Source organism: Thermococcus sp. (genome assembly GCF_026988555.1).
Classification (GTDB): domain Archaea; phylum Methanobacteriota_B; class Thermococci; order Thermococcales; family Thermococcaceae; genus Thermococcus.
The window spans coordinates 25,320-39,955 of the sequence record NZ_JALSLB010000027.1 but is presented as its reverse complement, the minus strand read 5'-3'; the positions used below and the strand labels follow the sequence as shown (position 1 = coordinate 39,955).

The 14,636-nt window shown below is 52.9% G+C and carries 14 protein-coding genes and 1 tRNA gene; 9 read left to right on the top strand and 6 right to left on the bottom strand.

Features of this window, described 5'->3' with window-relative positions; all coding sequences use genetic code 11:
- Window positions 1-2: 2 nt before the first annotated feature.
- Complete coding sequence (locus MVK60_RS03800; protein WP_297436631.1) at window positions 3-2,699, top strand: DEAD/DEAH box helicase; 2,697 nt, start codon at window positions 3-5, stop codon at window positions 2,697-2,699.
- On the opposite strand, the gene MVK60_RS03795 is transcribed toward MVK60_RS03800, so the two are convergent.
- From MVK60_RS03795 to MVK60_RS03785, 3 genes are all read right to left on the bottom strand, one after another.
- The gene (locus MVK60_RS03795; protein ID WP_297436630.1) at window positions 2,686-3,780 is read right to left on the bottom strand and encodes an ATP-binding protein; all 1,095 of its coding nucleotides are present in this window, start codon (window positions 3,778-3,780) and stop codon (window positions 2,686-2,688) included. The genes MVK60_RS03800 and MVK60_RS03795 overlap by 14 nt on opposite strands.
- A gap of 74 nt (window positions 3,781-3,854) precedes the next feature.
- Window positions 3,855-4,484 (bottom strand): YigZ family protein, encoded by a 630-nt coding sequence (locus tag MVK60_RS03790; RefSeq protein WP_297436627.1) that lies wholly within the window; start codon window positions 4,482-4,484, stop codon window positions 3,855-3,857.
- 3 nt (window positions 4,485-4,487) lie between these two features.
- On the bottom strand, window positions 4,488-4,940 hold the full coding sequence (locus MVK60_RS03785) for an HAD family hydrolase (RefSeq protein WP_297436667.1): 453 nt from the start codon (window positions 4,938-4,940) through the stop codon (window positions 4,488-4,490).
- Window positions 4,941-5,095: 155 nt separating this feature from the next.
- On the opposite strand from MVK60_RS03785, the gene MVK60_RS03780 reads away from it, so the two are divergent.
- Window positions 5,096-5,914 carry a phosphatase PAP2 family protein gene (locus MVK60_RS03780; RefSeq protein WP_297436624.1) on the top strand — a complete coding sequence of 273 codons (819 nt, stop codon included), beginning with the start codon at window positions 5,096-5,098 and terminating at the stop codon, window positions 5,912-5,914.
- Window positions 5,915-5,969: 55 nt separating this feature from the next.
- Window positions 5,970-6,046: transfer RNA gene (locus MVK60_RS03775), tRNA-Thr, on the top strand.
- 69 nt (window positions 6,047-6,115) lie between these two features.
- On the opposite strand, the gene MVK60_RS03770 is transcribed toward MVK60_RS03775, so the two are convergent.
- From MVK60_RS03770 to panB, 3 genes are all read right to left on the bottom strand, one after another.
- The gene (locus tag MVK60_RS03770; RefSeq protein ID WP_297436622.1) at window positions 6,116-6,547 is read right to left on the bottom strand and encodes a hypothetical protein; all 432 of its coding nucleotides are present in this window, start codon (window positions 6,545-6,547) and stop codon (window positions 6,116-6,118) included.
- Between the two features lie 300 nt (window positions 6,548-6,847).
- Complete coding sequence (locus MVK60_RS03765) at window positions 6,848-7,513, bottom strand: glycosyltransferase family 2 protein (protein WP_297436620.1); 666 nt, start codon at window positions 7,511-7,513, stop codon at window positions 6,848-6,850.
- A complete protein-coding gene (panB, locus tag MVK60_RS03760) occupies window positions 7,510-8,370 on the bottom strand; it encodes a 3-methyl-2-oxobutanoate hydroxymethyltransferase (RefSeq protein ID WP_297436618.1) in 861 nt (286 codons plus the stop codon). Before panB ends, MVK60_RS03765 begins: the two co-directional genes overlap by 4 nt.
- Before the next feature lie 57 nt (window positions 8,371-8,427).
- Here panB and MVK60_RS03755 point away from each other — a divergent pair, with 57 nt between their 5' ends.
- The 6 genes from MVK60_RS03755 (at window position 8,428) to MVK60_RS03730 (ending at window position 14,615) form a co-directional block, all read left to right on the top strand.
- A complete protein-coding gene (locus MVK60_RS03755; protein WP_297436616.1) occupies window positions 8,428-8,856 on the top strand; it encodes an archease in 429 nt (142 codons plus the stop codon).
- 9 nt (window positions 8,857-8,865) lie between these two features.
- Entirely contained in the window at window positions 8,866-9,789 is a 924-nt protein-coding gene (locus tag MVK60_RS03750; protein ID WP_297436614.1) for a tRNA (cytosine(49)-C(5))-methyltransferase, read from the top strand.
- On the top strand, window positions 9,720-10,178 hold the full coding sequence (locus MVK60_RS03745; protein ID WP_297436612.1) for a hypothetical protein: 459 nt from the start codon (window positions 9,720-9,722) through the stop codon (window positions 10,176-10,178). Before MVK60_RS03750 ends, MVK60_RS03745 begins: the two co-directional genes overlap by 70 nt.
- 92 nt (window positions 10,179-10,270) lie before the next feature.
- Window positions 10,271-10,432 (top strand): hypothetical protein, encoded by a 162-nt coding sequence (locus MVK60_RS03740; RefSeq protein ID WP_297436610.1) that lies wholly within the window; start codon window positions 10,271-10,273, stop codon window positions 10,430-10,432.
- Between the two features lie 101 nt (window positions 10,433-10,533).
- On the top strand, window positions 10,534-11,691 hold the full coding sequence (locus MVK60_RS03735; RefSeq protein WP_297436608.1) for a M48 family metallopeptidase: 1,158 nt from the start codon (window positions 10,534-10,536) through the stop codon (window positions 11,689-11,691).
- A gap of 41 nt (window positions 11,692-11,732) precedes the next feature.
- Window positions 11,733-14,615, top strand: coding sequence for an intein-containing RctB family protein (locus MVK60_RS03730; protein ID WP_297436607.1), 2,883 nt, complete (start codon window positions 11,733-11,735; stop codon window positions 14,613-14,615).
- Window positions 14,616-14,636 lie beyond the last annotated feature (21 nt).

Below are 14,636 nucleotides of genomic sequence, written 5' to 3'. Positions count from 1 at the left end.
TCATGTCCCTCTTTGAGACGTTCAAGCCCCTCAAGTCCGAGATAGCGAGGGTTCACGTTTTTCCCCCAAAGGAAGGCGAATTCGGGGAATTCCGATTCGACAACCCGGAGGTAAACGAACTCCTCGAAGAGCTCGGCTTTTCCCTCTACCACCACCAGGTCGAGGCCCTCAAGAGCCTCTACACTGGAAAGAACATCGTCGTTACAACACCAACGGCCAGCGGCAAGAGCGAGATATTCCGGCTGGCCATTTTTGATTCCTACCTCTCCAATCCCCGCGCAACTTATCTGCTCATATACCCCACGAGGGCCCTCATAAACAATCAGCTCGAAAAGTTCTCCATCCAGAACCTCGTCTTCTACCGCCTCACCGGAAAACACGTGAGCGCGAGGGTTCTGACGGGCGACGTCCCATGGGAGGAGAGGAAAACCCTAATCCGCGAGAGACCAAGGGTTATCTTCACCACCCCTGACATGCTCCACTACAACATTTTGAGGAGATGGAGGGACTACGAGTGGCTCCTCAGAAACCTCCGCTACCTGGTCGTTGACGAGCTTCACGTTTACAGGGGCGTCTTCGGGAGCAACTTCGCGTACCTCTTCCGCCGCCTCGACTTCAGGCTAAGGAAACTTGGAGCAAGGCCCCAGATCATAGCGCTCTCGGCAACGCTGAGGAACCCGAGGGATTTCGCGGAGAAGCTCTTCAGGAAGGAATTTGGGGCGATAAGCGGTGCCACCAACCCCTTTCCGAGGAGATATCTCGTCCTCTTCGAACCCAAAAACCTCGACGAGAGGCAGCTCCTCCGGGCGGTGGTCGAGCGCCTCACCTGGGAGAAGGTCAAGACGCTTGTGTTCTTCGACAGCAGAAGGGGAACCGAAAAGCTCCTCCGATTCCTCCTCGGTTCAACGGCTTTCTCGAAGGTGACCACCTACAAGGGAACCCTGCCCAGGAACGTCCGATGGGAGATAGAACGGGACTTCAAGGACGGCAAACTGCTTGTTCTCCTGACGACCAACGCCCTCGAGCTCGGCATAGACATCGGCGACCTCGATGCGGTGGTGAACTACGGAATCCCACCCGACGGGCTCTTCTCCCTCATCCAGCGCTTCGGCCGGGCCGGGAGGAGTGCCGATAGGGAAGCTTTGAACGCCATAGTCCTCAGGAAGAACGGTCTCGACTACTACTACAGGGAACACTTCGACGAGCTCGTTGAGAGGCTGGGGAGGGGTATAATCGAATACATGCCGGTCAACCTGGAGAACGACCGCATAGCCGAGAAGCACCTCCACTACCTCCTCACGGAGCTGGGAATAGTCGACTGGGACGAGCTTGACGAGTTCGAGAGGAAAGTCGTGGAGAGGCTCGTTATCGAACGGAAGTCGGACCTGAAGAGAAATCCGCTCACGGGCAAACTTGAAGTCCGCCTCAGAAAGCCGGCCTTCAGCTACTCCTCCCTGAGGACGGCGAGCGATGAGACTTTCTTCCTCGTCAAAGACGAGCCATGGATACGGGACAGGCTGATAGAGAAGTCCTCACTCAGGGAGCTCCTCAACTTCACCAACTGGCTCAAGCTCAAGGGCTACATCATCGAGGAGGTCGATTCCAACGAGTATCACCGCTCTCTCCTTCCGGGAATGGCCTACTTCTCGCGGGGAGAGCTCTACATGGCCATGGATAGACTCTCCCTCGGAAAGTTTCACTTCGTCTTCGCAAGGCAACTTAACCGCTTCTGGCGTGTTGAGACCTTCGCGGCCAAGAGGGAAGAGGTCGAGATACTGGAAAGGGGGGAGAAGAAAACCTACAGGGGAGTGGAGATTCATCTCGGCCGGCTGAGGGTCAGGCACGTCTACACCGGATTCGCCGTCAAGGGGGCCGACACAGGGAACTACGTGGAAGAACTTCTCAAGCTGAAGGAAAGCGGAATCCTTCGAGCCGAAATATATTCCCCGATGACCGGCGAGAGGGTTGATGAAGGGGACTACTCGATCCTCAACTGGGAGAAGTTCGCGAAGGTCGAGTTCGAGGAGCCACACGTCAGGGAGTTTGAGACCGAAGGAATATGGCTCGTCTTTCCGGACTCGATAAGGGAAGCTGCTTCCGAGGAGTTCAAGGAGTTCTTCGATGTTGCCGTCGAGAAAGGCTCTGAAGACCTCGCCTTCACCCTCTACAGCGACCTCGACCGGAGAAAGCTCTTTCCGCTCTACCTCGGGACTACCACCCACGTCATAAGGAAAACAATAGGTGATGCCCTCCAGAGGCTCGGAATCAGCGACGAGGAGCTGGCCTTTGCTATAAAGAAGATGGTCGACAGCAAGGACGGAATCGGCTCCGCTTTGCATGCGATAGAGCACAACATGATAAAAATCGCCCCCATCTTCACCTACATTGACAGCAGGGAGCTCGGAGGCTACAGCTACGCGAGCTTTCCTGGTTTGCCTCACGCTGGAAGGCCGGTTGTTTTCATCTACGACGGGAACGAAGGGGGAAGTGGTTTAGTTCCGATAATCTATGGGAACGCCGAAAAATTGATGGAGAAGAGTTTAGAGCACCTCCGTTCCTGCCCATGTAAAGATGGCTGTCCCGTGTGCACGCTCTCACCGAAGTGCGGCACCTTCAATGAGTTCCTTGACAAGTGGACAGCGATAAGGGTGTGGGAAAAGGTTCTGGAAAATAAAGGGGAGGGCTTCAAGGGGTGCTGAATCTTTTAACTGCCTCCCGGAGGAGTGGATCCTCAACCCAGTACCTTTTTTCCGATGAACGAACGAAGCCCGCCTTTTCCAGCGTTTCGAGGTATTTGTAAACGTGCTGTACCCTGGTAGGAGCAAGACCTATGGATTGAAGCCTCCTGTAGATTTCGGCCCCCCTGAGGGCGCTGGGATAAGCCCCGGCAAGGACTCTGAGGATCCCCATGTAAACCGTACTGTTGTAGACGTTCAGAAAGGCCTCTATATCCTTCCGCCATTCCTCAAGCGCATACCTCCTGCTTTCCATAAGTGCCATTGGAAGAGCTTCTTCCGGGCTTTTTCCATCCCTCACGAAGTTGACGACCGTGATGCCATAGTGGGAGACAAATCCCGGAACTCCCCCCAGCTCTTCAACGGCTCTTGAGAGCTCCAGCTCGTTCACCCGGCTTATTCCGTAACTTCTGAACCCCTCCATGAGGTAGCCCTTTCCCTCACTGATGCTCCACCTTGGAAGGGTAAAGATTTCCGCCGAGCGCATGAAGTTGGGCCTTTCGGCGCTTGGATTCAGGTATTCAACCAGCATGCCCGGCATTGAACCTGTGAAAACGAGGGAGATGTTCGGATAGCTGTCCGTTATCTCCTGCAAAAGCCCTCTAAAGTCGAGGTTCTTCAGTCTCGCTAAGACCTGGGCTTCGTCGAATATCAAAACACCCAGCCTGGCGTTCTCAGACAATACCCTGACCAGCCTTGAAAAGTCCCTGCTGAACTCCTCGATGCTCGTTTTTCTCACCTCCACGCTGAGGCCCCTGAGAGATAGTGTATAGCTCTTGCTCGTCGTTATCATCTTCAGCGATGTTCTCTTGGGTTCTATATCCGATATTGAAATCGCCTTCGACCCGAGGAATCGGGAGAAGTTGAAATAGACGTAGTGGTGTCCCCTTTTTCTCCGTAGCTTTTCTGCCATCACACTGACCACACTCGTTTTTCCAACTCTTCTCGGACCGAGAAGAACCGCAGCATTGCCCCGGAGAACTGCTCTGAGAAGGCTCTCAACGGTCTTTCTGTGGCCCTCTCCCCAGAGACATTCCTCCTCCATCACCGGTCTGGTTCGGAAGAAGTTTTTACACCCCATGTAATTTACACCCCATGTAAATTACATACCGTGTAAATTTAAAGGTTGCCCTCAAACGAGCTCATGAAGAGGGACCTTAGTCTAACCCTCCCTCTCGTCCTCTCCGTCAAAAGCTCCATCAGCTTTTCCGCCTCCCCCTTTCTCGTCTCGACGGTGAAGGTTACCAGCTCGCCGTACTCTTCCCCAACGACCCTCCCGCCGGAATTCTCAACGGTCTCTCTGACGGGGTGAAAGAGGCTGTAGGGTAATGCAACCTGGAAGCGCTCCGTCTCGTAAACCTCGACTATACCCGCGTTCTCAATGGCCAAACTGGCCGCATCGCTGTACGCCTTAATCAGACCCCCGTAGCCGAGTTGTATGCCACCGAAGTAGCGGGTAACGACGACCACAACGTTACTGAGACCTTTATTCTGGATTACCTTGAGAACCGGTTTTCCGGCAGAGCCTTTGGGCTCGCCGTCGTCATCGTAGCGAACCGCAAAGTTCTTTCCGTCGTTGATGAGGTATGCGGAGACGTTGTGCGTTGCATCGCTGTGGTGGGCCTTGATTTTTGAGATGAAGGCCTTGGCCTCTTCTTCCGTCTTCGCTGGCAAGGCGTAGCCTATGAAGACGGACTTCTTGATCACCAGCTCCGCCGTTCCGATACCCTTCAGCGTTCTGTAGTCCATAGTTCACCCTCTCAGGGTCGCTGTGAGCTTCTTCTCATCGAGGAGCATGCCTATGGCGTCCTTAACGTCCCTCACCACTACGTCGCTCGCCAGGAGAGCATCTATGCTCGCTCCCTCCGGCCCTATCACACAGAAAGCAAGCTCTGCACCTTCGAGCATGGCCACGTCGTTGTTGCCGTTTCCGACCGCGGCGTAGGGTTTGTAGCCCTCGGCTATCATGGCTTTCTCAGTGCCGCTGGAAACCCTCTCAATCCTCACGGGAAGTCCTTTAAACTCCTCCTCCAGCGTTCCAAAGGTGTCCGCGCTCAGAACGACGACCGTGTATTTATCCGCGAGCCTTTCAATGAGACGTCTAACCTCCCCCTCTAAATGCCCTTCTTCCCCCAGAGTGCCGTTGAGGTCAAAAAGTACATTCTTAAATGAGATTCTCCCAAAGTTGGGGACAACTGCTTCCATTTCACTCACCGGGGGACGTTACACCGGAACCCATAAAAAGGTTGTGAACAAGGGCTAATCGGATAGATGAAGCCCGTTAAAATTGTTGACATGTCACAGTACAACTCAGAAAAGTTTAAATATAACCTTCGATAAGTTGGAGCGGTTGATCAGAAATGGCGGGAAGGGTGAAGGACGTGCTTGCCAGCACTGCTCGGGTGGTGAAGTCCTCGCTTAACGACAAAGAGGTATTGGTCCGTTTGAACGTCCTTCTTCTACTGTACCTTGGATGGATCGCGTTTACCGTCGCCTACGGGCTCATCCAAAACCACAGCAGGAACGTAACCCAGGAGCTCCTGAGGTTGCCGCTCACCTCGAAGTCCTTTGTCCTCTCCGTGGTACGGTTCACCCACTCCATTCCTCCCCTCTACATCACCCTGAGGGTAACGTACTACATCGGTTTCACGGGTTCGATAGCCCTCACCGTCTTTTTCATGCTGATTTACTGGAGGGACTTAAAGGCATCCGATGAGCTTGCCGTGAGGTACCTGCTGGCCTATGTTTCATGCGGGTTGATCTACTCAATCTTCCACGTTTATGCCCCCCACTACGTCTATCACATCCCCGGATTCTACCTGGACAACACCTACCTCACCCGGCAGGAGTTCGTCTTTCCCTCACTTCACAACACCGTTGCGATGATAAATCTGCTGACTATATGGCACCACAGGGATAAAATTTGGGCAAAATTCCTGATTCTGTTGAACCTGATGATACCCTTTGCGACGGTTCTCTTGGGGCATCACTGGGTATACGACGCAGTGGCGGGTATCCTGCTTGCTTTCATCATCGTGAAAGTCACCAGTGGACACACGCTTAAAGTACCGGAGAGCATCAGGGAGATGGGGGTTTCTCACATCCAGCGGGTGACGGTGGTTGGGCTCCTTGTGGGCCTATCGGTGCTACTTCTCGCCATCCACACCCCTAAACCTTAGGTTTGAAGGCCGGGAAAAACTTATAAACCTAGCCTACCTCCAATGCATCGGTCGTGCCGGGGTAGCCTAGCTCGGCAGGGCGGCGGACTCGTAATCCGCAGGTCGCGGGTTCAAATCCCGCTCCCGGCTCCACAATCTTCGTCCCTTTCTCAAATCCCTTACTTCGGAAGAAGCCCTCGTGGACTATCCCCCCATTGCAGCTCACCACAGAATCAGCCCGCCCTTCACACGGAGGGAGATTGAAACGGGGTCCTCTTTTGAGTCTGGGATTATCACCATGTACATTGGACCGTTCTTGGGAAACCTCCAGACTTTATCTATACGAGTGGCACCGTCTACTTTGAATAAACACAGGGCCCCGTCGCCGGATTTTAGTATTCTAAATCCCGTCTCGTCTGTGATGCATACGGTCACCGGCTCATTCGACCTCATGGAGAATTGTATCATACTCCATTCGTGTCCGCTTAGTTTGTACACGTAGTATCCTCCTGGGGGTATCACGATTTTCCTCTGGGAGCTGTATGAAGCCCCCAATAATATGGTGGATATGAGAATAGCCCCGATGAGTAGAATCGTGAACCCAAACACCTCTGCTTTCTTTGTCTTAAGGACCCTAGTGGTTGTCGCTGCCATCCCTACCCCCCCATTGTAATCTTGTTATCACTGTATTTAAATCTTGTGACTTTAAGTCTTAATTTTATTGTTTTTTATTACTTATATCTTCATAATCTGTAACATGTCCATTAAATTGAACAAACTCCAAGAGAGGGGGAATTTACCCGGATTTCTGTGACTATAGGGATTTGTAGAAGTTCTAATGATTTTCCGGGGATTTTTTAAGAGGAAGTGGTGGGGTAAGGGGTACGGGGCAGTTTCATCACCTCTTCACTCCCGGTGTCAGGGATCGTGGGCGCTGTAAAGATGAAAAGCGACTCAGAACTTGATGAGGGCGTACAAGAATCTGAAAACATCCTCAACCTTGAAATGGCCGGTTTCAACCCCGTATACCATGCTCACGGGTACTTCCCTTATGCGGGCCCCCATTTTGACAGCTTTTATCAGCATCTCACTCTCGACCTCATACCTGCTGCTCTCTATTCTAGGTAGGAATTCCCTTCGGTATGCCCGGAAACCGCTTTGAGTGTCGTACACGTACGTTCCAAGCTTCAGTCTGAGCAACCGTGTGGTGATCATGTTGCTGAGCCGTCGGTGGATGGGTCGCTTTCCCTGTACCTCAAGCCTCCGTGCCCCGATAACAACGTCCGCTTCTCCCTGCACTATTGGTCCCACGAGTTTACCTATCTCCTCCGGGAGGTGCTGTCCGTCGGCATCCATGAACACTACCACGTCTCCCCTTGCGTGTTTAATTCCCTCCCTCATGGCACAACCTTTACCACAGTTCTCCTCAAGCCTGATCGGCACCACACGCGGATCCTCCTCCGCCATCTTAAGGGCAGTACTGTAAGTTCCGTCCGTGCTGCCGTCGTCGACAACGATTAACTCATCGACGAAATCAGGTACCCGCTTGAGGACCTCCGGAAGCCGCTTTTCTTCATTGTACGCGGGTACGACAATGCTTATTCTCTTTCCCCCGGTCATAGCCCTTCCTCTTCCAGCCTTTCAAGAACTCTTCGTTTCTTTCTCTCAAAGTCGTTCTTGTCGAGGTATTCCCAGTAGTGCTCCCTGCCCGGGAACTGGAGCCCTTTAACATCCTCGCGGTAGTTCTCTAGGGCAAGCTGAATCATTGAACCAATATCGGCGTATTTCTTCACAAACGGGGGTGTGTTATCATATATTCCAAGGAGGTCGTGCCAGACGAGAACCTGTCCATCGACATAGGGGCCGGCCCCAATTCCGATGGTGGGTATTGAGACCTCTTCGGTTACGAGCTTCGCAACGTCCGCCAGTGTGAACTCGATGACTACCGCGAAGGCCCCAGCCCTCTCCAGTGCCTTGGCGTCGCGGAGGATCTCCTCGATCTCCTCTTCGGCTTCGCCCATGAGCCTGTATCCACCCAGGCGGAGGTAGCGTTGTGGTGTTAGACCAGTGTGCCCCATAACGGGAATGCCCATGCGAACCAGCTTCCTCACGAGCTTTCGGTGATCGTAACCGCCCTCGATCTTCACCGCGTCCGCCCCGGCCTGTATGAGTCTAACCGCGTTTCTGACACCATCCTCGGTGTCCACTTCATAGCTCCCGAAGGGCATGTCCGCCAGAACGAGTGCCCTCCTGACGGCCTTTGAGGCCGCCCTGGTGTGGAGGATCATCTGCTCCATCGTGACGTTCAGCGTGTTTTCCTCTCCGTAAACCACCATCCCCAGTGAGTCACCGACGAAGATTATATCCATCCCGGCTCTATCGGCTATCAGAGCCGAGGGGTAATCGTAAGCAGTAACCATAACTACCGGTTCCTTACCCTTCATCTCGATTATTTTCCGAGGCGTTGTCTCCCTCATTTTCTCACCCGTAGGCTAATAAACCTCCGTCCCTATAAGCCTTCTGGGGGTGGAGGTATGCGGAATTGGGAACACTACGAGCACACCGCTGATGTTGGTATCAGGGGGTACGGTGATACCCTGAGGGGGGCCTTTGAGGCCGTTGCGCTGGCGCTCTTTGACGTGATGGTCAACGTAAGGAAGGTGAAGAGCAGAGAATGCCGAGAGGTTGAAGTTGAGGGCGAGGACCTGATGGCGCTCCTCTACAGCTTCCTTGAGGAGCTTCTCGTGCTCCACGACATGGAGGGGCTGGTCTTTGGGGATGTTAGAGTTCAGATGCAGGAGAACGAAAACGGCTATTGGCTTAAGGCAAAGGTGTGTGGTGAACCCCTCGACTACGAAAGGCACGAGCCAAAGGAAGAGGTGAAGGCGATAACCTACCACGAAATGAGGATTGAGAAATTGCCAGATGGCAGGTGGATGGCGCAGCTTGTTCCGGACATATGAGGTGGTTTCATGAGTGCGAGAGACATCGTGCGTGAAGCAAACCGTAAATTCTACGAGCGCTACTCCCTGCTCGAAGATACCGACGAGTTCTGGGAGTTCATAATTCGATCCCTGCGGCAGAGCATAAGGGTCAACACCCTCAAGGCGCCTCTTGATGTGGTCGTTGAGAGGCTTAGCGAGGAGTTCGAGCTTGAACCGGTTCCATGGGTCGAGGAGGGTTTCTTTATAAATTCGGACAACCTCGCTGGCGTTCCTGAGCATGGTCTTGGCCTAATCTTCGGCCAGGAAGCGAGTTCCATGATACCTCCAGTTGTCCTCGATCCGAAGCCGGGTGAGCTGGTCCTCGACATGGCCGCCGCGCCGGGTTCAAAGACCGGTCAGATGGCACAGTACATGAAGAACGGAGGCTGCCTGATTGCAAATGACATGAAGAAGGGACGCGTAAATGTCCTCATAGCAAACCTTAACAGGATGGGGGTGCTGAATGCGAGGGTCACGATAAAGGACGGCCGCTATTTCGGGAGGTTCGATAACACCTTTGACAGGATTCTCCTCGATGCGCCATGCTCAAGCGTCGGAATGGTGAGGAAGAGCTTCAGGTTCCTGAGGGAGTGGCAGCTTAAAACAGCTCTGAGATACTCAAACATCCAGAAAAGACTTATTCTTGCCGCCTACAGGGCGTTAAAACCCGGCGGTGTTTTGGTTTATTCGACATGCACGATTGACCCGATTGAAAATGAGGAGGTGGTGGATTACCTCCTGAAGAAAACGGATGCGGAGATTGAGAGGATTCAGCTTCCCCTAAAATCAAGCGAGCCGGTTCTTGAGTTTGAGGGGAGGAAATACTCGGAGGAGGTGAGCAAATGCCTCAGGCTGCACCCGCAGGACAACGACAGCGAGGCCTTCTTCGTGGCGAAGATAGTGAAGCCGTGAGAAGGGCTTTGATAGAGCAGTTTGGCCATGCCCCCGGGCTGATTTATGAAATCCGGGGAAGCAGGAAGATATACGCATACCGGCCGTGCGGATTTGACCCCAAAGTCAGGACAGACAGGGGAATATACTTCGGGAGGATCGAAGCGGATGGGATAAGGCTGAGCATAGAGGGCTCTTTCCTCGTCGGGCCAAAAGCGACCAAGAACGTCGTCGAGCTCGACGACGAGAGGGCGAGGCGCTACCTGAGCGGGGAGGACATCGAGGTTAATGCAGAGCTGGAGGGGTGGGTTATCCTGAAGTGGGGAAGTTACTACCTCGGAACGGGTAAGTTGAGGGGAGGCAGGGTGCACAACTACATCCCTAAGGAGAGGAGGCTAAGGATTGAGTGAGAAGCATTTCCAGAGTTGAACCAAAAATTTTTTAATTGAAAAATTTCTCACAAATTGTAAATGGCACTTTCCTGAGCATTGGGTGACCGAAGATGAATCTGGATAAACTAATAGAGAATCCGGGGCTTCTTGCTGGGGCTCTGCTGATTCTGCTTGGAATCTTCAGCATGAGATGGGTTATAACTTGGAGCGGAGCCCTTCTCTTTGTTCTAACATACATACTAACCGAATACAATCCCAGGAGGCATCATTGAGAGGGGATTCAATGAAGTCCTGGGGTGACATGGAACAAGTATGTGCTGGGATTGGGGACTCCCATGATAGCCCCGGGGTAGTCCAAGGGGGTGAATGATGTATGCACTGGCTCCTCACCTTCATCATAATTTCCGCGTTAACCGTCGTTGTGCCGCCGCTGGTTATGAAACTTTACACAAAAAGAATTTTGGGGAGCGACATTCCAGACGACGAAAAGATGTACAAGGGAGTTAGGGGAATAACGTTCTGCACCCTTCTCGCGGTTGGAGTTTATTTTCCACCCGTCATCGGGTTGGGAATCATTGGAAAGGTTATGGAACCCCTCGCCGAGCACATCTCCAGCCCGTTTTTTGGTGCCCTGATTTTTATGGGAATTCTTATTGCTCCCCTGCTGATTTCAATTGCACTCACAATACTCGCTGCCTCAAAAATTGAAATCAGAGAGAAAGGATTGAGCATCAGAACCCTGGAAATAGTCAAGGGAATCCTCAAAGCCTTCGCCTTTATTCTTCTTCCGGGAATCATATGGCTCGCCATCTATACGGCCCTTCCTGATAGGGTTAGGAACAGCACCCCCGCGAGCTTTGGCATCTTCGTGGTTTATATCATTGCCTTCTTCGCGCTTTCGCCCTATCTCACGAGGTTCTTCAGCAAACCGAAACCGATGCCCGAGCCCATGAGGAGCGAACTTCTGAAGTTCTGCGAAGGCCTTGGCTTCAGAGTGAAGGACATAAGGGTGACCGGAAAGAAAGAGTACAGGATAGCAAACGCCGGGGTCACTGGGATACTTCCCTTCGCGAGGTACATCTTCGTTACGGAATACATGCTCGAAACCTTTAAGCCGGAGGAGATCAAGGCAGTGATAGCCCACGAGATAGGCCATATTAAGGGGAAACACCTTTGGATAAACCTTCTCGTTGCAATTGGCTGGTTTGGTTTCTGGATGGGCGTAGTTTTTGCCCTGATAAAGCTCGGCGTGGATATTCTATCCCCTGCGGTGTTCTTCGGAGCCTTTGGTGTCGCATACGTCATTTACTTTGTAATCATTCAGGGAAGAATCTCGCTGAGAAACGAGTTTAAGGCGGATGAGTTCGCGGCAGAGGTCGTTGGAAAGAAAACCGTCATAAGAACCCTCGAAAAGCTTGCCGAGGTAAACCTGACTCCAAAGAGAACAGGAAAGTGGTTCAATCTGCTCAACTACCACCCATCAATAGAGGAAAGGGTAAGACATCTCAGGGAGATTGAATGGCCAGCTTAAGCTTTAAATAACTTCAGGGTAATCTAAGATGGGGTGAGAGGATGGTTCCGCTGAAGAGAATTGACAGGATAAGGTGGGAGATCCCGAAGTATGACAAACGAATGCGCGTTCCGGGAAGGGTTTATGCGGATGATGTTCTGATAGAGAAGATGCGCTCGGATAGGACGCTTGAGCAGGCGGCAAACGTTGCCATGCTCCCGGGAATATATAAGTACTCGATAGTCATGCCGGATGGCCATCAGGGCTATGGCTTCCCAATTGGCGGTGTTGCAGCGTTTGATGCCAAAGAGGGAATAATAAGCCCCGGAGGAGTGGGCTACGATATCAACTGCCTTGCTCCGGGCTCGAAAGTTTTAACCGAGCATGGCTACTGGGTTAAGGTTGAAGAAATGCCGGAGAAGTTCAAACTTCAGGGGTTGAGGGTTTACAACATCGATGAGGGCCACAACGATTTTTCAAGAGTGTCCTTCGTGGCAGAGAGGGAAGTCGAGCCCGGAGAGCTCGCCGTCAGGATAACCACAGAGTCCGGAAAAGTTATCGAGGGCAGTAAGGACCATCCTGTTTTGACACCAGAGGGCTACGTTTACCTTAGGAACGTCAGAGAGGGGGACATGGTCATCGTCTATCCGTTCGAGGGCGTGGAGTTCGAGGAGAGAAAGGGCGTTCTCCTTGATGAAAAGGACTTTGACGGTTTAGATAAACAGGTGATAATGTTCCTGAGGGAGAAAGGTCTTCTACCGCTTCGCTGGGAGGATCCAAAGATAGGAACCCTCGCGAGAATCCTTGGCTTTGCCCTTGGCGACGGTCACCTCGGTGAGATGGATGGGAGGCTTTACCTAAGCTTCTATGGAAGGGAGGAAACCCTGAGGGAGCTCAAAAAAGACCTTGAAATGCTTGGGATCAATGCGAACCTATACGTCAGGAAGAGGGATTACAGCATCGAAACGGTGAGTGGTTCATACAGCGGTAAAAGCATCTCCGCCGAGCTAAGGATAACTTCTAGGAGCTTTGCCTTCCTCATGGAGAAGCTCGGCATGCCGAGGGGCAGGAAGGCCGAGAAGCCTTATACCATTCCGGAGTGGATTAAGGAAGCCCCACTCTGGATAAAGAGGAACTTCCTGGCGGGACTGTTCGCGGCTGACGGCAGTATAGTTGAGTTCAAAGGCGTTACTCCGTTGCCCATAAACCTTACCCAGTCAAAGGTCGAAGAGCTTGAGGAAAGCCTTAGGAAGTTCATGGGAGATGTAGCAAAGCTTCTTGCCGAGTTCGGCGTTAGAACAACAGTATACCCAGTTAAGTCAAAGAAGGGCATCACATACAGGCTCGCCCTCGTTGGTGAGGAGAGCGTTAGAAACTTCCTCGGAAGGGTAAACTACGAGTATGACCTTGAAAAGAAGGCAAAAGGTCTGATCGCCTACGCATACCTCCTCTTAAAGGGGCACGCCAGGGCCGGGAGGAGGAAAGCCGCTGAAACCGCGAGAAAAGTTTATGCAGAGACCGGAAGAATTGAGCTTGCTTATCTCAGGGTCAAAGACACCGTGAACAGACGCTTCGTCGAGAGGGCAATCTACGAAGGCAAAAAGGAACCACGCGTCCCGAAGGACTTTCCAGCGTTCGAAGAGTTTGCAGAGGATAGGGGCTACGAAGGTGGCTTCGTGGCGGAGAAGGTCGTCAAGGTCGAGAGAGTCAGGCCGGACTATGAGAAATTCTACGACATCGGTGTCTATCACAGGACCCACAACTTCATAGCCAATGGCGTAGTTGTCCACAACTGCGGCGTCAGGCTAATCCGAACCAACCTGACCGAGAAAGAGGTAAGACCGAAGATAAAGGAGCTCGTCGATACGCTCTTCAAAAACGTTCCAAGTGGCCTCAGCAGCAAAGGCCGCGTGAGGCTCCACTGGAGCCAGCTCGATGACGTCTTGGCCGATGGAGCCAAGTGGGCAGTTGATAACGGCTACGGCTGGAAGGAGGATCTTGAGCACCTTGAGGAAGGAGGCAGAATGGAGGGAGCAGATCCAGAGGCCGTCAGCCAGAAGGCGAAGCAGAGAGGCGCTCCGCAGCTCGGTTCCCTCGGCTCCGGAAACCACTTCTTAGAGGTTCAGGTGGTTGATAAAATCTTCGACGAGAAGATAGCTAAAGCTTACGGCCTCTTCGAGGGACAGGTCGTTGTGATGGAGCACACCGGAAGCAGGGGATTGGGCCATCAGGTTGCGAGCGATTACCTGAGGATAATGGAGAAGGCTGCAAGGAGATACCGCGTCCCCTGGCCGGACCGTGAGCTTGTGAGCGTTCCGTTCCAGAGCGAAGAGGGGCAGAGGTATTTCAGCGCGATGAAAGCGGCGGCAAACTTCGCCTGGGCAAACAGGCAGATGATAGTCCACTGGATCAGGGAGAGCTTTGAAGAGGTCTTTAAGAGAAAAGCGGAGGACATGGAGATGAACATCGTTTACGATGTCGCCCACAACATAGCCAAGCTTGAGGAGCACGAGGTTGATGGACGGAGGGTTAAGGTGGTCGTCCACAGGAAGGGAGCGACGAGGGCTTTTCCGCCGGGATATCCGGACGTTCCCAGAGCGTATCGCGACGTCGGCCAGCCCGTCCTGATTCCGGGCTCAATGGGGACCGCGAGCTATGTTCTGGCCGGTACGGAGGGATCAATGAGAGAGGCCTTCGGCTCAACGTGCCACGGTGCGGGAAGGCTGATGAGCAGAAAAGCCGCAACGAGGCAGTACCGCGGCGACAGACTGAGAAACGACCTCATGAGGAGGGGCATCTACATCCGTGCGGCTTCTCTCAGGGTCGTTGCCGAAGAGGCTCCCGGTGCATACAAGAGCGTCGACAACGTCGTCAACGTCGTCCACCGGGCGGGCATAGCTAACCTCGTGGCAAGGATGAGGCCGATGGGCGTTGCCAAGGGCTGATACCTTCTTTTTATTCAAAGC